The 17,649-nt window shown below is 68.5% G+C and carries 13 protein-coding genes; 6 read left to right on the top strand and 7 right to left on the bottom strand.

Annotated elements, in window-relative coordinates:
• Positions 1-33: 33 nt before the first annotated feature.
• Both JHD82_RS14430 and acs read right to left on the bottom strand, forming a co-directional pair.
• On the bottom strand, positions 34-516 hold the full coding sequence (locus JHD82_RS14430; protein ID WP_012204596.1) for a hypothetical protein: 483 nt from the start codon (positions 514-516) through the stop codon (positions 34-36).
• A gap of 175 nt (positions 517-691) precedes the next feature.
• Positions 692-2,692 (bottom strand): acetate--CoA ligase, encoded by a 2,001-nt coding sequence (gene acs / locus JHD82_RS14435; RefSeq protein WP_012204595.1) that lies wholly within the window; start codon positions 2,690-2,692, stop codon positions 692-694.
• A gap of 231 nt (positions 2,693-2,923) precedes the next feature.
• Between acs and JHD82_RS14440 the strand changes: the two genes are divergently transcribed.
• From JHD82_RS14440 to proX, 4 genes are all read left to right on the top strand, one after another.
• Positions 2,924-3,532, top strand: a complete 609-nt coding sequence (locus JHD82_RS14440) for a TIGR00645 family protein (RefSeq protein WP_012204594.1) — start codon at positions 2,924-2,926, stop codon at positions 3,530-3,532.
• Positions 3,533-4,274: 742 nt separating this feature from the next.
• On the top strand, positions 4,275-5,609 hold the full coding sequence (gene proV / locus JHD82_RS14445) for a glycine betaine/L-proline ABC transporter ATP-binding protein ProV (protein ID WP_199137100.1): 1,335 nt from the start codon (positions 4,275-4,277) through the stop codon (positions 5,607-5,609).
• Positions 5,606-6,820 (top strand): glycine betaine/L-proline ABC transporter permease ProW, encoded by a 1,215-nt coding sequence (gene proW, locus JHD82_RS14450; protein ID WP_199137102.1) that lies wholly within the window; start codon positions 5,606-5,608, stop codon positions 6,818-6,820. The genes proV and proW overlap by 4 nt, the downstream gene beginning before the upstream one ends.
• A gap of 110 nt (positions 6,821-6,930) precedes the next feature.
• Complete coding sequence (gene proX / locus JHD82_RS14455; RefSeq protein WP_012204550.1) at positions 6,931-7,977, top strand: glycine betaine/L-proline ABC transporter substrate-binding protein ProX; 1,047 nt, start codon at positions 6,931-6,933, stop codon at positions 7,975-7,977.
• 57 nt (positions 7,978-8,034) lie between these two features.
• Here the strand turns inward: proX and JHD82_RS14460 are convergent, their stop codons facing one another.
• From JHD82_RS14460 to ptsP, 3 genes are read right to left on the bottom strand one after another with little or no spacing between them, the layout of a single operon-like run.
• Complete coding sequence (locus tag JHD82_RS14460) at positions 8,035-9,765, bottom strand: PTS fructose transporter subunit IIC (protein ID WP_199137104.1); 1,731 nt, start codon at positions 9,763-9,765, stop codon at positions 8,035-8,037.
• Between the two features lie 23 nt (positions 9,766-9,788).
• Entirely contained in the window at positions 9,789-10,754 is a 966-nt protein-coding gene (locus JHD82_RS14465; RefSeq protein ID WP_199137106.1) for a 1-phosphofructokinase family hexose kinase, read from the bottom strand.
• The gene (ptsP, locus tag JHD82_RS14470) at positions 10,751-13,294 is read right to left on the bottom strand and encodes a phosphoenolpyruvate--protein phosphotransferase (protein WP_199137108.1); all 2,544 of its coding nucleotides are present in this window, start codon (positions 13,292-13,294) and stop codon (positions 10,751-10,753) included. Before ptsP ends, JHD82_RS14465 begins: the two co-directional genes overlap by 4 nt.
• A 135-nt stretch (positions 13,295-13,429) precedes the next feature.
• Between ptsP and JHD82_RS14475 the strand changes: the two genes are divergently transcribed.
• A complete protein-coding gene (locus JHD82_RS14475) occupies positions 13,430-14,416 on the top strand; it encodes a LacI family DNA-binding transcriptional regulator (protein WP_199137110.1) in 987 nt (328 codons plus the stop codon).
• A gap of 21 nt (positions 14,417-14,437) precedes the next feature.
• Here JHD82_RS14475 and JHD82_RS14480 read toward each other — a convergent pair whose 3' ends face one another.
• Positions 14,438-16,063 (bottom strand): SulP family inorganic anion transporter, encoded by a 1,626-nt coding sequence (locus JHD82_RS14480; RefSeq protein WP_199137112.1) that lies wholly within the window; start codon positions 16,061-16,063, stop codon positions 14,438-14,440.
• Positions 16,063-16,701 carry a ParB-like protein gene (locus JHD82_RS14485; RefSeq protein ID WP_199137114.1) on the bottom strand — a complete coding sequence of 213 codons (639 nt, stop codon included), beginning with the start codon at positions 16,699-16,701 and terminating at the stop codon, positions 16,063-16,065. The genes JHD82_RS14480 and JHD82_RS14485 overlap by 1 nt, the downstream gene beginning before the upstream one ends.
• A gap of 139 nt (positions 16,702-16,840) precedes the next feature.
• Between JHD82_RS14485 and JHD82_RS14490 the strand changes: the two genes are divergently transcribed.
• Positions 16,841-17,527 (top strand): DUF3334 family protein, encoded by a 687-nt coding sequence (locus tag JHD82_RS14490; RefSeq protein WP_088165317.1) that lies wholly within the window; start codon positions 16,841-16,843, stop codon positions 17,525-17,527.
• Positions 17,528-17,649 lie beyond the last annotated feature (122 nt).

Raw genomic sequence — 17,649 nt, forward strand, 5'->3', positions numbered from 1 at the left:
CATGGTCCGCCCGTGAATCCGGGCGCGGGCCGCCTACCTGTAGTCCGGAGCGCCTGCGCCGGGCTGCTGGTACAGGCGAACCTGCTGCTCCAGCTGCCCCACATAGGCGGCCGTGCTGTTGTCCGACTCCTGGGCACGCTGCACCAGATGCGCCTCCAGCCCGTCCAGCCGCGCCAGCAGCACTTCCTTGTCACGCGCATGCAGGTCCTCCAGCACGGTGCGCAGCTCGGTGAAGCGCGAGGCCTCGGCCTTGTCGGCCAGGTCCCGCTGGGCCTGCATTTCCTTGGCGTGGCGGCGCGCCTCCATCAGTACCGAGCCCTGCAGCCACAGCACATAGGCGACGAAGAACACGCCCAGCAGGCAGGTCAGCGCCAGCATCAGCACACCCAGCGGCGCCTGGACTTCGGTCACGCCCAGCGACACGACGGACGGCGCGGCCAGCGTGTTCCAGTTGAATGCCGCCAGCAGCGCAATCAGGGCCACGGTGATCAGCAGCGACAGGGTTCTCAGATTCATGGTGCAACGCCTCCCTCGGCAGTGGTGAAAACAACAGCTTCGGTTGTACTGCAGCCATCATGCCTGAGCTGTCGGCCCACACAAAATAGGACTGCAAGACAGCGCGCCGCCCGCAGTCCAGCCAAGAAAAAACCGGAGCCTGTGCTCCGGTTCTTCATGGCGGGCGTGTCCGCCCTCAGTTCGTCTCGGCCAGTTGATCGAGGATGGCCGGGTTCTCCAGCGTGCTCGTGTCCTGGGTGATGGCCTCGCCCTTGGCAATCGAGCGCAGCAGGCGGCGCATGATCTTGCCGCTGCGCGTCTTGGGCAGGTTGTCGCCAAAGCGGATGTCCTTGGGCTTGGCGATGGGGCCGATTTCCTTGGCCACCCAGTCGCGCAGCTCCTTGGCGATCTGCTTGGCCTCCTCGCCCGTGGGACGCGAGCGCTTGAGCACCACGAAGGCGCAGATGGCCTCGCCTGTCATGTCATCGGGGCGGCCCACCACGGCGGCCTCGGCCACCAGGTCGGTCTTGGACACCAGGGCCGACTCGATCTCCATCGTGCCCATGCGGTGGCCCGAGACATTGAGCACATCGTCGATGCGGCCCGTGATGCGGAAGTAGCCCCGATCCTCGCTGCGCACCGCGCCGTCGCCGGCCAGGTAGGTCTGCCCGCCCAGCTCGGCCGGGAAGTAGCTCTTCTTGAAGCGCTCGGGGTCGCCCCAGATGGTGCGGATCATGCTGGGCCAGGGCTTGGTGACGACCAGCAGGCCGCCTGCGCCGTTGGGCAGTTCATGGCCGGTCTCATCGACGATGGCGGCCATGATGCCCGGCAGCGGCAGCGTGCACGAGCCCGGCACCAGCGGCGTGGCGCCCGGCATGGGGGCGATCACGTGGCCGCCGTTCTCGGTCTGCCAGAAGGTATCCACGATGGGGCAGCGCTCGCCGCCCACATTGCGGTGGTACCACATCCAGGCCTCGGGATTGATGGGCTCGCCCACGCTGCCCAGCAGGCGCAGGCTGGACAGGTCCGAGTTCTTCGGATGCACGGCGGCATCGCCGTCGGCGGCCTTGATCAGCGAGCGGATGGCCGTGGGCGCCGTGTAGAAGATGGTACAGCCGTGGCGCTCGATCATCTGCCAGAAGCGGCCCGCGTTGGGGAAGGTGGGCACGCCCTCGAACACGATCTGCGTGGCGCCAGCGGCCAGCGGACCATAGGCCACGTAGGTGTGGCCCGTGATCCAGCCGATGTCGGCCGTGCACCAGAACACGTCGCTGGGCTTGAGGTCGAAGGTCCACTCCATGGTCTGCCTGGCCCACAGCACATAGCCGCCCGTGCAGTGCTGCACGCCCTTGGGCTTGCCCGTGGAGCCGCTGGTGTAGAGGATGAACAGCGGGTGTTCGGAATCCACGGCCACGGGCGCGCACTCCGTGCTCTGGCCGGCCAGGATCTCGCCGAAGGTCTTGTCGCGGCCTGCCGTCATGGCGCAGGCGGTGGCCGTGCGCTCGTAGACGAAGACATGGCGCACGGCCTCGCAGCCGCCCAGCGCCAGCGCATCGTCCACGATGGCCTTGAGCGGCAGTTCCTTGCCGCCGCGCATCTGGTAGTTGGCGGTGATCACGGCCACGGCGCCCACGTCCACGATGCGCTCCTGCACCGCCTTGGCCGAGAAGCCGCCGAACACCACGCTGTGCGTGGCGCCGATGCGCGCGCAGGCCTGCATGGCCACCACGCCCTCGATGGTCATGGGCATGTAGATCAGGACGCGATCACCCTTTTGCACGCCCTGCGCCTTGAGCGCGTTGGCGAACTGCGAGACGCGCTCCAGCAGTTCGCGGTAGCTGACCTTGGTGACCTCGCCGCCATCGGCCTCGAAGATGATGGCCGTCTTGTGCTCGACGTCCGTGCCCATGTGCTTGTCCAGGCAATTGGCGCTGGCATTGAGTTCGCCGTCGGCGAACCAGCGGAAGAACGGCGGGTTGCTGTCGTCCAGCACCTGGGTGAAGGGCTTGGACCAGACCACGTTCTCGCGCGCCAGGCGGGCCCAGAAGCCCTGGTAGTCGTTCTCTGCCTCGGCGCACAGCGCCTTGTACTGCTCCATTCCGGAGATGCGGGCCTTGGCGGCAAAGTCTGCCGGCGGCGGGAAGACCCGGTTCTCCACCAGTACCGATTCAATGGGGGATGCTGTTGCGGTGCTCATGCTTGCTTGTCTCCTGGGCTGGCCAAATAAAAATTGTGGTGTGACTGTCGGGGGCCGGTCTTACATGCCACTGACTGAAACCCCCTTGGGCGCGTCTACCTGGGGATTCCCCGCAGTTCCCGGCCGTCACTGGCAATGGCCTGTTTCGCCGCTAAAATCGCGCGCCCGTTTTCCACGGCCATTGTCCCCTCCCATCCACGCTCCCACACCAGACAAGCGCGACCGACCACCATGGCCCGCCAGCAAAACTCCAATCGAGCCCCCGGCTCCCCCCTGCGTCCCCTGCCTTCCCTGATCTTCGCCAGCCGCTGGCTGCAGCTGCCGCTGTACCTGGGCCTGATCGCCGCCCAGGGGGTCTACGTCTGGCACTTCCTGCTGGAGCTGTGGCACCTGATCGAGGCCGCCTTCGGCAACCAGGAAGCGCTGCAGGCGCTGATCACCAGCATCGGCTACAAGCACGATGCGCCCATCGGCGCGCTCAACGAAACCATCATCATGCTGGTGGTGCTGGCGCTGATCGACGTGGTGATGATCTCCAACCTGCTGATCATGGTCATCGTGGGCGGCTACGAGACCTTCGTCAGCCGCCTGGGCCTGGACAGCCACCCCGACCAGCCCGAGTGGCTGGGCCACGTGAACGCCTCCATCCTCAAGGTCAAGCTGGCCCTGTCCATCATCGGCATCAGCTCCATCCATCTGCTCAAGACCTTCATCAACGCGGGCAGCTACGACGTCAAGGTGCTGATGTGGCAGACCATCATCCACGTCACCTTCCTGGCCAGCGCCCTGGCCATCGCCTATACCGACAAGCTGATCAACAGCACGGCCAGCAACCACTGAGCCGGCGGCATCCCGCACCGAAGCCCCGCAGCGCCAGCCGCTACGGGGCTTTTTTCATGGGCGGGCGCAGGCAACGGGTCGGACACCTGCTGGCGCCCGACCTGCCAGCGCGCCGGGCACGCTTTTTGCCGCAGATCGGGCCTGAAGCTTTCCTCAAGCTGACGCTTGACCGATTTTATTCATCGATGACAGCATATGCCTTGTGAATCATGGGCTACACGCTCTCATTAAGTGAGCAAATCCCAGCTGGATTGCAGTCCTCAAGGGCGTGAAAAAGGCCAAAACAGGCCTTCTTCGGCTCATGCGTTTTGACGCAGTAAAACCTGTTTTATATAATTTCGGCTTCTTTACAACCTGCCAAGCAGGTCATCGGCACCGTCTTCACGGCCTGCCGATACACCCCGGCGGATCGCTGTGCTTCCGGTACAGCCCCGTCAACCGGGCCGAAACTCGGCCCTGATGTTGTGGGGCATCGCGCTGGCTGATCTTCAGCCACGATGCCCGCCTGAGACACCGCGCGCCTCGCCGCCGGCTGCTCTCGCCTTCTGGCTCTTGCGCACCGCTTCGCGTGCCATCCGAGCCGCCTCGGGTGCTTTCGCACCTGTTTGAATCCCAGCAACGGGGGACGGCAGTCCCCTGCAGCGAACGGCATCAGGGCTTCATTTTTGGCTTGCGCGCCAGCGTCTTCGCCCGTCGAGGACGCTGGACTGTGTTCCATCTCACCCAAAAGGAGAACGCCACAGTGGCCAAGCAGATCATCATCGATCATGTGTTCAAGGTGTTCGGGGACGACCCCAAGACCGCACTCGACCTCGTCCAACAGGGCCTGAGCAAACAGGAGATCCTGGAGCGCACGGGCCAGTCCATCGGCGTGTTCGACGCCAATTTCACCATCGAGGCCGGCGAGATCTTCGTCGTCATGGGCCTGTCGGGCTCGGGCAAGTCCACCCTGGTGCGCATGCTCAACCGCCTCATCGAGCCCACGGCCGGGCGCATCGTGGTCGATGGCCAGGACATCAATGCCCTGAGCGAGCGCGATCTGCGCGCGCTGCGCCGCAAGGACATTTCCATGGTGTTCCAGTCCTTTGCGCTGATGCCGCACATGACGGTACTGGACAACACGGCCTTCGGCCTGGAGCTGGCCGGCGCCGACAAGGCCGAGCGCCAGACACAGGCCCAGGCCGCGCTGGAGCAGGTGGGCCTGGGCGCCTGGGGCGCCAGCTACCCCGACGAGCTGTCGGGCGGCATGCAGCAGCGCGTGGGCCTGGCCCGGGCGCTGGCGTCCGATCCGTCCATCCTGCTGATGGATGAGGCCTTCTCGGCCCTGGACCCCATCATCCGCACCGAGATGCAGTCCGAGCTGCTGCGCCTGCAGCAGATCCAGCGCCGCACCATCGTCTTCATCTCGCATGACCTGGACGAGGCCATGCGCATCGGCGACCGCATCGCCATCATGAAGGACGGCCAGGTGATCCAGGTCGGCACGCCCGACGAGATCCTGCGCAGCCCCGCCGACGACTATGTGCGCAGCTTCGTGCGCGGCGTGGACGCGGCCTCGGTCTTCAAGGCCGGCGACATCGCGCGCCAGGCGCTGACCGTGGTGTCCGAGCACAGCGACCGCGGCTGCCGCGCAGCCCAGCGCCTGCTGGAAGACTCCGACCGCGACTACGCCTATGTGGTCAACGCGCGCCGCCGCTTCCTGGGCGTGGTGTCCTCTCAATCGCTGCGCGACGCACTGCACGGCCGCCCGGGCATGCTGGGCCTGAGCCACGCCTTCCTGCCCAACGTCGAGCCGCTGTCTGCAGGCACGCCGGTGGCCGAGCTGTTCGGCCCCGTGGCCGCCGCGCCCTGCGCGCTGCCGGTGACCAGCGACGACGGCCAGTTCATGGGCGTGGTCAGCCGCACCACCATGCTGCGCTTCCTGGACCGCGACACGCCGCCCGTGCCACCGCCGCAGGAGATCGTGCCGCCGGTCACGCTCAACCCGCATTTCCCGGCCTCCAACGCCCCCACCGTCGCCCCCACCATCGCGCCGACCGTGGAGCCGATCGAACAACGACAAGGAGATGCCGCATGAGCGATGCAACCAACAGCCTGAACCCGAACACCGCCGCTGCCGCCACCGATCCCTGGGCCGATGCGAGCGCAGCCCCTGCTTCCACCGATTCCGCGGCCTCTGCTTCCACCGATTCCGCGGCCTCTGCAAGCGCCGATCCCTGGGCAACCGCCGCCACGCCGGCGCCCGATGCCTCGGCCGATCCCTGGGGCGCCGCCAGCGGCGGTGATGCCGCAGGCGGTGACTGGCTGGGCGCCTCGGCCGGCTCGGGCGTTCCCGACGACGCCCATGCCAGCCTCTGGCACCAATTGACCACCGACGGCCTGCCCGTGCAGGGCTGGATCAACAGCGGCCTGGAATGGGTGGTCCACCATTTCCGCCCCTTCTTCCAGGCCGTGCGCACGCCCATCGACGGCACGCTGTCGGGCATCACCGATGCCATGCTGGCCCTGCCCTGGCCGCTGCTGATCCTGATCCTGACCCTGGTGGCCTGGCAGTTCGCGGGCCGCGCCATGGCCATTGGCGCCGCCGTCTCGCTGGTGGTGGTCGCCATGCTGGGCATCTGGCCCGAGGCCATGGTGACGCTGTCCCTGGTGCTGACCTCGCTGGTTTTCTGCATGGTCATCGGCTTGCCCGCGGGGATTTTGCTGGCCTCCAGCGACCGTGCGCAGCGCTGGACACGCCCGCTGCTCGACGCCATGCAGACCACGCCGGCCTTCGTCTACCTGGTGCCCGTGGTGATGCTGTTCGGCATCGGCAACGTGCCCGGCGTGATCGTGACCATCATCTTCGCGCTGCCGCCGCTGATCCGACTGACCAACCTGGGCATCCGCCAGGTGCGCCCCGACCTGATCGAGGCCAGCCGCGCCTATGGCGCATCGCCCTGGCAGTTGCTGTGGAAGGTGCAGCTGCCGCTGGCCATGCCGTCCATCATGGCGGGCGTGAACCAGGCGCTGATGCTGTCGCTGTCCATGGTGGTGATCGCCTCCATGATCGCCGTGGGCGGCCTGGGCCAGATGGTGCTGCGCGGCATCGGCCGCCTGGACATGGGCCTGGCCACCGTGGGCGGACTGGGCATCGTGCTGCTGGCCATCGTGCTGGACCGCATCACCCAGGCCATGGGGCAGACGACCCGTGGCGGTGCGCGCTGGTGGCACAGCGGCCCCGCCGGCTGCATTGCCCGCCTGCTGGGCGCCGGCAACAAGCCGGTCCATCGCGGCAGCACCAGCTGAATGCCTTCACTGCGGCGCGGATGGGCCCACTGCCGCGCCGCCTTCCCGAAAAGCGGCCAGCCACGCTGGCCGCCCACTCCCCTTTCATCACACAACGGAGGAACCCGAGGATGAACCAAGCCCTGAACCACAATCGACTGCCAACTGCCGCTGCCAGCCACTGGCTGCGCACCGCCACGATGGCTGCCGGCATCGCACTGGCCTGCGCAGGCGCATCGGCCGCCAGCGACCAGCCCGGCAAGGGCGTGAAGGTGTCGCCGCTCAAGAGCTCCATCGCCGAAGAAAGCTTCCAGACCCTGATCGTCATGAAGGCCCTGGAGAAGCTGGGCTACGACGTGCAGCCCTTCCAGGAAGTCGAGTACCCCACGGCCCACGTGGCGATTGCCAATGGCGACGCCACTTTCCTGGCCACGCACTGGAACCCGCTGCACGCCGACTACTACAAGAACGCGGGCGGCGACGCCAAGCTGTTCCGCAAGGGCGTGTACTCGGACAACGCGGCCCAGGGCTACCTGATCGACAAGAAGACGGCCGACGAATACAAGATCACCAATATCGGCCAGTTGAAGGACCCCAAGATCGCCAAGCTGTTCGACTCGGACGGCGACGGCAAGGCCGACCTCACCGGCTGCACGCCCGGCTGGGGCTGCGAGGCCGTGATCGAGCACCACCTGACGGCCTACAAGCTGCGCGACACCGTGACCCACAAGCAGGGCACGTACTCGGCGCTGATCGCCGACACCATCTCGCGCTACAAGGCCGGCAAGCCCATCCTCTACTACACCTGGACGCCCTACTGGGTGAGCAACGTGCTCAAGCCCGGCAAGGACGTGGTGTGGCTGGAGGTGCCCTTCTCCTCGCTGCCCGGCGAGCAGGCCAAGTTCGATACCAAGCTGCCCAACGGCAAGAACTACGGCTTCGTGGTGAACAAGCAGCAGATCGTGGCCAACAAGGCCTTCACCGACAAGCATCCCGACGCTGGCAAGCTGTTCGAGCTGATGCAGCTGCCCGTGGGCGACATCAGCGCGCAGAACCACATGATGAGCCAGGGCCAGAACAAGCCCTCGGACATCAACCGCCATGTGGACGGCTGGATCAAGGCCCACCAGAAGACCTTCGACGGCTGGCTGGAACAGGCCCGCGCCGCAGCCCGCTGAACGCTGCGGGGGAGCCGCTACAGGCGTTCCCCCGGCTTCCTGCTTCAAAGGCCCTCTTCAAAGGCTCGCTTCGGCGGGCCTTTTGAACATGCGCAGGGCGATGGCCGTGACCACCACGCCCGCCACCAGCGCCACCGCATACATGGCCACGTGGGTCACGGCGTTGGGAATGGGCGCGACGAAGATGCCGCCATGCGGCACCTTCAGCTCCACACCCGCCAGCATGGACACGGCGCCGGCCACGGCCGAGCCCAGCACCAGGGCCGGAATCGTGCGCAGCGGATCGCGCGCCGCGTAGGGAATGGCCCCCTCGGTGACAAAGGCCAGGCCCAGCACGCCGGCCGAGGCGGCGCTGCCGCGCTCCTCGCGCGTGAAGCGGTCGGCAAACAGGCGCGTGGCCAGGGCCAGCCCCAGCGGCGGCGTCATGCCGGCGATCATGGCTGCAGCCATGGGCGTGTAGACCTGGCTGGCGATCATTCCCGTGGAAAACGCATAGGCGGCCTTGTTCACCGGCCCGCCCATGTCAAAGGCCATCATCGCGCCCAACAACAGGCCCAGCAGCAAGGCACTGGCACCCTGCATGCCGCGCAGCCAGGCGCTCAACCACTGCAGCAGCTCGGCCACGGGCGCACCAACCAGATAGAACATCAGCAGCCCCGTGAACAGGCTGCCCAGCACAGGCAGGATCAGCATGGGCAGCAGGCCCTTGAGCGCCTGCGGCAGCCGGATGTGCGCCGCCATGAAGGCCACGCCGTAGCCTGCGATGAACCCGGCCGCGATGCCGCCGATGAACCCCGCGCCCATGCTGGACGCGATCATCCCGCCGATCATGCCCGGCGCAATGCCGGGCCGGTCGGCAATGGAATAGGCGATATAGCCGGCCAGCGCCGGCACCATCAGCGCAAAGCCGCCCTTGGCGCCGATCTGGAACAGCGTCCAGCCCAGCGTGCCCTGGTGCGCATCGTCATGGACATAGATGCCGCCCAGCGCAAAGGCCATGGCGATCAGAATGCCGCCCGCCGTGACGAAGGGCAGCATGAAGGACACGCCGGTCATCAGGTGGCGATAGGCGCCGCCCTGGGTCCGGGCCGGCGTGGGCGCGGCGCCGCCTGCAGCAGCAGCGCCCACGGCGGCACCATGCACGGTAGCTTCGGCCAGCGCCTTGGCGATCAGCCCCGAGCCGTCGCGTATGGCCGGCTTGGTGCCGCTGCGCAGCAGCGGCTTGCCCGCGAATCGCGAAAGATCGACCTCGCGGTCGGCGGCGATGATGACCAGGTCGGCCTCGGCAATCTCCTGCGGCGTCAGCGCATCGAGCGCGCCCACCGAGCCTTGTGTCTCCACGCGCATGGCGTGGCCCAGCGCCGCCGCGCCGCGCTGCAGTCCCTCGGCCGCCATGAAGGTGTGGGCGATGCCCGTGGGGCAGGAGGTGACGGCCACGATCCGCTTGCCCGTGCGCGTTGCTGCGGGACTGGCGGCAGCGCAGCGTGCAAGCACGCCGGCCGGATCGTCGAGCGCCTCGCGCAGGCTGCAGCGCTCGACGGCGGCCTGCACGAAGCGGGAGGCATCGGCGTCGGTATCTGCATCGTCATCGGTGCCGGCATCCCCCACGATCAGCAATTGCCCGGCCTGCGCGGCGGCATCGGCCGCATGCAGCCCGATCACACCGCCGCTGGCGCGCACTTCCACGGCCAAGTGACGCTGTCCGGCCGCATGGCGCAGGGCTTCGGCGGCCAGCAGCGCTTCGGCGTCGTGCCCGGCGGCTGCGATCACCACAAAAAGAGGGTTCATGAAAGCTCCTGAAGAATGGGGGATCACGGCCACTGGCATGGCTCCAGCAGCACGCTGGCAGCCAATGCCTGGACGCGGTTGGCATCGACTTCGCGCGCGGGCGCGGCCTGCAGCCAGGCCAGCGCGCTGGCCGTGGACAGGCGTGCGGTGTCCGCCAGATCCAGTCCGCGCAGCCGCGCGGCCACCATGCCCGCGACCATGGCATCGCCCGCGCCCACGGAGCTGCCGCGCGCGCGCTGCGGCGGCCGCGCAATCACCGCGCCTTGCAAGGTGGCGAACAGCGCGCCCTCCTCGCCCATGGACACCACGGCCAGCCCCAGCCCCCTGTCCAGCAGGCGGCGCGCGGCGGCCAGAAGCGCGTCGCGGCCATCCAGGCGCTGGCCTGTGGCGGCCTGCAACTCCTCCCGGTTGGGCTTGATGGCCCAGGGCATGGCAGCATGGGGGGCCGTCGCCAGGGCGGCGGCCAGGGGGGCCTCGCTGGTGTCCAGCAGCACGTCGGCACCGGCGGCCACGGCCTGGGCCTGGAGCCGGGCCCAGCTGTCCGCAGGCAGGCCGGCCGGCAGGCTGCCCGACAGCACCACGGCCAGGCCGGGCCGCAGATACCGGGCCAGCGCGGCCATGACGGCGTGCAGATGCGCTTCGACCAACATCAGACCCGGCAAGTTGATGTCCGTGGTCTGGCGTCCGCCGTCGGCCACCAGCTTGATGTTGGTGCGCGTCTGGCCCGGCACGCGCAGGCAGGCGTCGGCAATGCCGCGCTGGGCGAACAAGGCCTCGAACATGCCGGCGTTGTCGCTGCCCAGCACGCCCAGCGCAGCCGTGGAAACGCCCAGGCCCGCCAAGGCGGCGGCAACATTGATGCCCTTGCCGCCCGGCGCCTGCATGCTGTCCAATGCGCGCTGCACCTGGCCGGGCAGCAGCGCATCCAGGGTCACGAGCTGGTCTATGGCCGGGTTCAGGGTCACGGTAATGGCTTGCGGGGCGTTCATGCCGTCACCTCCTTGGCCAGTGCCCGCACCTGCGCGGCATCCTCGCAGCCGAGCGCCCTGTCTGCGAGCGCCTGCAACTGCCGCAGGCTGGCCGCACGCAAGCCGGCCTTGACACCGGCGATGTCGTTGGGCGTCATGGACAGCTCGCCCACCCCCAGCCCGGCCAGCAGCAGCGCACCGAACGGGTCGCCGGCCAGTCCGCCACAGACGCCCACGGGGCGTGCGCGGGTGGCAGCACCCTGCACGGTGGCGCGCACCATCCGCAGCACGGCCGGATGCAGGCTGTCCGCCTCGGCCGCCAGTTGCGGGTTCTGGCGGTCCATGGCCAGCACGTACTGGGTCAGGTCGTTGGTGCCTATGGAGAAGAAATCGGCATGGCGGGCCAGTGCGTCGGCCTGCACGGCGGCGGCGGGCACCTCGATCATGATGCCCAGCGGCAGGACCGGCGCGTCCAAGTCGGCGCGCAGCCGTTCGCAGGCCGTGCGCAGCGCCAGCAGTTCCTGCACGCTGGTGACCATGGGAAACATCACGGACAGCCTTGCGCCATCGCGGGCCGCCCGGTACAGGGCGCGCATCTGGGGCTCCAGCAGGTCGGGGCGGCGCAGCAGCAGCCGCGCGCCGCGCACGCCCAGGAAGGGGTTGTCCTCGCGCGGCAGCTCCAGGTGGGCGACCTGCTTGTCGCCGCCGATGTCCAGCGCGCGAACGATCAGCGGCCGGCCCTCCAGCGCCTGCGCCATGGCGCGGTAGGTTTCGTACTGCTCGTCCTCGCCGGGCGTGCTGCCGCGCTCCAGGAACAGGAATTCCGTGCGCATCAGGCCCACGCCCTCGGCGCCCTGGGACAGGGCCAGCGGCACCTGCTCGGGCAGGTTGACATTGGCGCAGACTTCGATGCGCACGCCATCGGTGGTGATGGCAGGCAGGCTGCGCTGCGCGGACACGCGTTCCTGCAACGCCCGCTGCTCGGCCATGTGGGCACGCGCCGAAGCCAGGTCCTGCTCCGAGGGATCAAGGTAGATGCGGCCATTGGCGCCATCGACGATGGCCAGGGCCCCATCGGCCATGCCCAGCACGCCGCCGCCTGCCGCCACGGCGGCCGGCAGCCCCAGCGTGCGCGCGAGTATGGCCGTGTGCGAGGTGGGACTGCCCTGCGCCGTGACCAGCGCGGCCACGCGCGCCGTGTCCAGCTGGGCGGTTTCCGAGGGCGAAAGATCGGCCGCGACCAGGATGCAGCCGCCTTCGGGCAGGCCCTCCGGTCCCGCCGCTGCCAGCGAGGGCTGCAGTTGCACCAGCACGCGCCGGCCCACGTCGCGCAGATCGGCGGCACGCGCGGCCAGCGCAGGGTTGTCCAGCGCCTGGAGACGGGCAGCCCCCTCCTCCACGGCCTGGTCCCAGGCCCAGGCCACGCCGTGGCCCTGGACCATGAACTGGCAGGCGCGCGTGATGAGTCCGGTGTCGCCCAGCCACTGGGCCTGCGCGCTGAAGATGGCCGCATCGCCTTCGCCCAGGCGGCGGCGGGTGTCGTCATGCAGGGCGCGCAGCTGGCCCTGCGTCTCGGCCAGCGCCGCATGCAGCAGCGCACCGCCCACGCTGAGCGGCTCGGGCAGGTCGGGAATCTCGGCGGCCTCCACACGCCACTGGTGGATGCGGGCCACGGCCAGCCCCGGGCTCGCACCCAGGCCCACAAAGGCAGGCCGCGCCAGCGGCGGCAGCCAGCCCGTGGCGGGCGATTCGGCCGCCTTGCGCGCAGCGGCGTCGGCATCGACACGTTCCTGGGCCACCAGGGCCTGGGCCACGGCGCACAGCCGCTGGACCGCGGCACTGGCGTCGGGGCCCTCTGCCGAGACGGTGACCTTGTCGCCTTCGCGCAGCCCCAGCTGCAGCAGGCTGGCCATCTGCCGCGCATCGGCCACCTCGTCGCCATGGCGCACCTGGATGCGCGAGGCAAAGCCGCGCGCCGCCTCCGCCCAGCGCGTGGCAGGCCGCGCATGCAGGCCGTTGGGATAGGCAATGGTCCATTCGCGCGCCTCGGCCAGGTCCACTGCCGCCGTGCGGGCGGCAGGCGGCGCCGGGTCCGCCTGCCCCTGGAGCACATCAATGACCTGCTGCGCATCGCCGGTGTTGAACAGCGCCTGCAGCCGCGGTGTCTGCAGCAGGCCGGCCAGACGGCGCAGCAAGGTGATGTGGGCATCGGAGCGTGCCGCCACCGCCACGACCAGATGCACGTTCTGGCCGGCATTCCAATCCAGGCCCTCGCGCACCTGGAGCACGGCCACCGCGTCGCGCAGCACCAGGGCCCGGTCTTCGGCCCGGCCGTGGGGAATGGCCACGCCGTGGCCCAGAAAGGTTTCGGCCTGAGCCTCGCGCGCCTGCATGCCGGTGGCATAGCCAGGGGCCACGCAGCCAAGGTCCTGGAGCAGCCGGGCCGCCTGGGCAATGGCGTCGGCCTTGTCGCGCACCCTGGCGTCCAGGCGCACGGCGATCTGCAGGCCCGCAGGAGCGGTGGGCGCAACCGCCGGGAGGGATGAATGGGCATTGATCATGGCGCGGATTGTGGGAACGTTCCCAACCATCAGTCAATCTGCACTGCAACATAACCCGGCCATAATCCGGCCATAACACGGCATTTCTTTGGAGTTATCCTCTGCGGCACACCACAACCAACGGGAACGATTGCATTGAGCATCAGCATCAACGATGTGGCCCGTGCGGCCGGGGTTTCCAAATCGACGGTATCGCGCGCGCTGGCGGGCGGCTCGGTCAGCGAGGAGGTCCGAGCGCGGGTCTCGGCCGCCGTGCAGGCCACGGGCTACCGGCCCAATCTGATGGCGCGCCGGCTGCGCGCGCGCGACGCTGGCCCCATGGGCGTGCTGGTGGCCGACATACGCAACCCGTTTTTCACGGCCCTGATCCGCGCGGTCGAGGCCGAGGCCTATCGCCAGGGCCGGCGCGTGCTGTTGTGCAATACCGACGAAGACCCGCAGCGCGAAGCCATGTACCTGCAGCTCATGCAGGAAGAGCGCATCGCGGGGCTGATCTTTGCGCCCACCCAGGCCAGCCTGCACAAGCTCGAGCGCATGCAACTGGAGTTTCCCGTCGTCCTGGTGGACCGGGCGGGCGCCCCGGCCTTCCATGACAGCGTGGTGCTGGACAACGCCCAGGCCTGCGCCACCCTGGTCAGGCATCTGGTGGACCAGGGCCGCCGCCGCATTGCAGGCGTCTTCGGCAGCACCAGCAGCACGGCGCGCGAGCGCTGCGACGGCTATCTGGCCGCCATGCGCGATGCGGGCCTGGAGCCCGACTTGCGCCAGTTGCCTCCGACCAGCGATGCCGCCGAGGCCGAGGTCGCGCAATGGCTTCGCCAGCCGCAGCGGCCCGACGCCTTCGTGGCCAGCAACAGCCTGCTGCTGGAAGGCTGCCTGCGCGCGATACGCGCCGCAGGCCTGCGCATCCCGGGCGATGTGGCGCTCGCCGGTTTCGACAACGAGCGCTGGACAGAGCTGGTGGCCCCCGCCATCACCGTGATCGAGCAGCCGGTGGAGGCCATGGGCCGCGCCGCATTCGGCCTGCTCATGGAGCGGCTGCACGCGCCCGACCTGCCGCTGCGCAAGGTGATCATGCAGGGGCGCTGCATCGTGCGCGAGTCCACCCAGGCGGCGGCCTGAGGGGCTGCGCCGGGGCGGGGATCACGCAGGGATCTGCAACTGGCGCACGGCGTCGTCCACGCTCCAGCCCGCATAGCTGGCGCGCGGCAAGGCCGGATTGCCCACGCGCGCCAGCAGGTCGCGCACGGGGTCCTTGACGCGGGCCAGGGCCAGCGGCACGCCCAGTTGCCGCAACTGGGCCGCGAAGTCGCACAGCGCCTCGACACTGGTGGCATCTAGATCGGCCGAATCTTCCAAGCTCAGCACCACGCCGCGGGGCGAAGGCAGGGATTGAAGCCGCTCCCGGATGGCCGCAAACACGGGGTCGGCATTGCCGAAGAACAGCGGCGCCTCAGGCCGCGCGATCAGCAGGCCGGCCGGCACCACCGCGTCGGGGTGGCGTGCGGCATCGACAAAGTCATGTGTGTCCCCCAGCCTGCCCAGCCAGCTCACATGTGAGCGGGACAGCGTTTGCAGCAGCATGAGCAGGCTGGCCGCGATGGCCAGCAGGAGTCCGTCGAGCACGCCCAGCGCCAGCACGGCAAAGAAGGCCAGCACCACGATCAAGCGATCCCGCCGCCAGGCGAAGTAAGGGCGCAGCGCGGCAGGGTTCAGCGTGTGGCCCACGGCGTGGATGACGATGGCGGCCAGCAGCGGCTGCGGCGTGCGCTCTATCCAGGGCAGCAGCAGCCAGACGGCCAGGCCCACCACGGCGCAGGCCACCAGGCCTGCAGCGCGGCTTTGCGCGCCCGCCACCTCGTTGGCCGATGTGGCGGAGTAGCCCGCGCCCACGGGCATGCCATGGAACACGCTCGACAGCAGGTTGGCCGCGCCCAGCGCCATCAGGTCACGGTTGGCATCGACGCGGTCGCCGTGGCGCAGCGCAAAGCTGCGGATGGAGCCATAGGACTCGGCATAGAGGATGAGCGCCATCGCAAAGGCCAGCTCGCCCAGGCGCAGCCATTCGGCGCGCGACAGCGAGGGAATGCCGGGGTTGGAGAAATCCAGCCGTATCGGCCCCACGGCCGCAATGCCCCAGCGCGCGCACCAGCCGCCCGACTCCAGCGCAATGCCGGCCGCAATCACCAGCAAGGCCGCAGGCAGGCCACGCCAGCGGGCCAGCGCACGCATCAGCAGCAACGCCGCAACGGCCATGGCCAGGCCCGCTCCATTCCAGTGCCGCCAGCCGGCCAGCAGCTCCCAGACAAAGCGCGGCAGATCGCCATGCACGGGCTGGAAGGCGACGGCATGCGGGATCTGCTTGACCACGATGGTCAGCGCCAGCCCCAGCGCAAAGCCACGCAGCACGGGCTTGGCAATGAAATTGGAGACCGCGCCCAGCCGCGCCAGCCCCGCCACCACGAAAAACAGGCCCGTCAGCAGCACGATGCCCACGCCCAGCAGCATGCGCTGCTGCGGCGAGGTGCCGGCCATGGACGCCGTGGCCGCCAGCAGCACGGCGGCAGAGGAGGATGTGGCCGAGACGATGGCGAAGCGGCTGGTCCCCAGCAGGCCGTAGGCCAGCAGCCCGGCGAACAGCGCAATCACCCCGGCCTGCGGCGGCAGGCCGGCGATGCCGGAATAGGCCACGGCCTCGGGCAGCAGCAGGCCGGCGATGGACAGGCCGGCGCCCCAATCGGCCAAGGCAGGCAGGCTAGGCGCACGCATCAGGATTGCGGAGCAACGACGCCGGACCAGCCCGGCAGGTAGCGCGCCTCGGCGCCGTGCGCCAGGCCCAGGGCCTCATGCAGGGCCTGATCGGGCAAGGCGACATCGCTCTTGCCACTGCGCAGGTCCTTGGGTGCAAAGCGCGTGCGGAAAAAATCGGCCCAGAGGAATTCGACGAAAGGCGCCGTGTCCTTGGCATAGCCACCGGCCTTGCGCACGGCGCCGGCCAGGCTGCGGTAGGGGTCGTCGCGCAGGCGGTCCAGCTGCTCGGGCATCTTGGCCCAGTCGCATCGGCGGCCGCGCTCGTCATACGGATGGGCCCATTGGTGGAACTCCATCAGGCGCCAGAACATCAGCGGATCGGCCTCGCTGAAATCGGCCAGCTGCATGACCCAGACCTGCTCCACGGACTCCTGCGTCAGCGCCAGCCCCAGGTGGTGGTGGTCAACGATGTAGTGCAGGCCACGCGGCCCCAGCACGGCAGGAAACCAGTGCGAGGCCAGAACGCCTTCGCGCTCCTTGCGCTTGAGGCGGCTCCACTGGGCGCGCTTGGTCTGCACTTCGGCCGCGCCTATGGTCATCTGCGTGGGACGCAGTGCGTCCAGCGAAACCCGGGTCAGATGCTGCTGTGCTCTCATCGTCCAACCTCCGTTGCATCAAAGGTGAGGACCCGGCGGGCTGCCCGGTCCGGCATCCAGAATACGCCTTCGGAGTTACAAATGGTCGCAACAACGGACTTGCACCCATAATCGCTCACAATTTTGTCCCGTTGACCTCATGAACCAGCCCCAACATCCCATCGTCCATGGCACGGAAGACGTGCTGATCAGCCTCTGCAATTCGGTATCGCGCGTGCTCCAGGTGGCCACGCAGTGCCAGATCCAGTATTCGGGCATGGTGCAACGCATCACCAAGACCAGCCTCAAGCCCGACATCGGCTGCTTTGTCCTGGTGGACGGCGGCTTCTCGGGCCTGGTGATCATCAATTTCTCGGCCGCCGCCGCCATGGAGCTGTACCGCAGCTACATGCTGAGCATGGGCATGGGTGAAGAGGACCTTGCCAGCTCCTACACCTCCGACGATGTCAGCAACGTCATGGGCGAGCTGATGAACCAGGTGGTGGGCGACTTCACCAGCAAGGTCCAGCGCGAGCTTCAGACCTACATCACCCAGAGCCAGCCCAAGATGATCCGCCTGAACAAGCAGGTCAACCTCAGCGTGGACGCCAACCTCGACTCCCCCGAGGCGCGCCGCGTGACCTTCTACACGGGCAACAACAACATCTTCTATCTCGAACTGGCCATGGACCGCACGGAGTTCATCAAGGTCGTGGACTTCGAGCCCCAGGAGCGCCCTGATCCCGATGCGCTCATGGCCCAGACCGCCGCCAGCGCCCCGGCCGCAGCGCCCGCGCCGGCCGCCAGCACCGACACCGACGAACTGCTCAAGTCGCTGGGCATGTAACGGCCGGCACACAGCCTCGGCATACGGCCTCGGCACCGCGGGCAAGACCCTGATGCATGCGGATGTATCAGGGCGGCCCAGCAAACGACATCGTTGATATGCAGATAATTGGGATGCCAACT

This window comes from Delftia sp. ASV31, from assembly GCF_016428765.1.
In the GTDB taxonomy this organism is placed as follows: Bacteria; Pseudomonadota; Gammaproteobacteria; order Burkholderiales; family Burkholderiaceae_C; genus Comamonas; species Comamonas acidovorans.

Bases quoted from the DNA above. Each gene is read 5' to 3' on its own strand.
- JHD82_RS14440 (WP_012204594.1), top strand. From the start codon at position 2,924: ATGGCCCGCCAGCAAAACTCCAATCGAGCCCCCGGCTCCCCCCTGCGT.
- acs (WP_012204595.1), bottom strand. From the start codon at position 2,692: ATGAGCACCGCAACAGCATCCCCCATTGAATCGGTACTGGTGGAGAAC.
- JHD82_RS14490 (WP_088165317.1), top strand. From the start codon at position 16,841: ATGAACCAGCCCCAACATCCCATCGTCCATGGCACGGAAGACGTGCTG.
- JHD82_RS14430 (WP_012204596.1), bottom strand. From the start codon at position 516: ATGAATCTGAGAACCCTGTCGCTGCTGATCACCGTGGCCCTGATTGCG.
- proW (WP_199137102.1), top strand. From the start codon at position 5,606: ATGAGCGATGCAACCAACAGCCTGAACCCGAACACCGCCGCTGCCGCC.
- JHD82_RS14480 (WP_199137112.1), bottom strand. From the start codon at position 16,063: ATGCGTGCGCCTAGCCTGCCTGCCTTGGCCGATTGGGGCGCCGGCCTG.
- ptsP (WP_199137108.1), bottom strand. From the start codon at position 13,294: ATGATCAATGCCCATTCATCCCTCCCGGCGGTTGCGCCCACCGCTCCT.
- JHD82_RS14465 (WP_199137106.1), bottom strand. From the start codon at position 10,754: ATGAACGCCCCGCAAGCCATTACCGTGACCCTGAACCCGGCCATAGAC.
- JHD82_RS14460 (WP_199137104.1), bottom strand. From the start codon at position 9,765: ATGAACCCTCTTTTTGTGGTGATCGCAGCCGCCGGGCACGACGCCGAA.
- proX (WP_012204550.1), top strand. From the start codon at position 6,931: ATGAACCAAGCCCTGAACCACAATCGACTGCCAACTGCCGCTGCCAGC.
- JHD82_RS14485 (WP_199137114.1), bottom strand. From the start codon at position 16,701: ATGAGAGCACAGCAGCATCTGACCCGGGTTTCGCTGGACGCACTGCGT.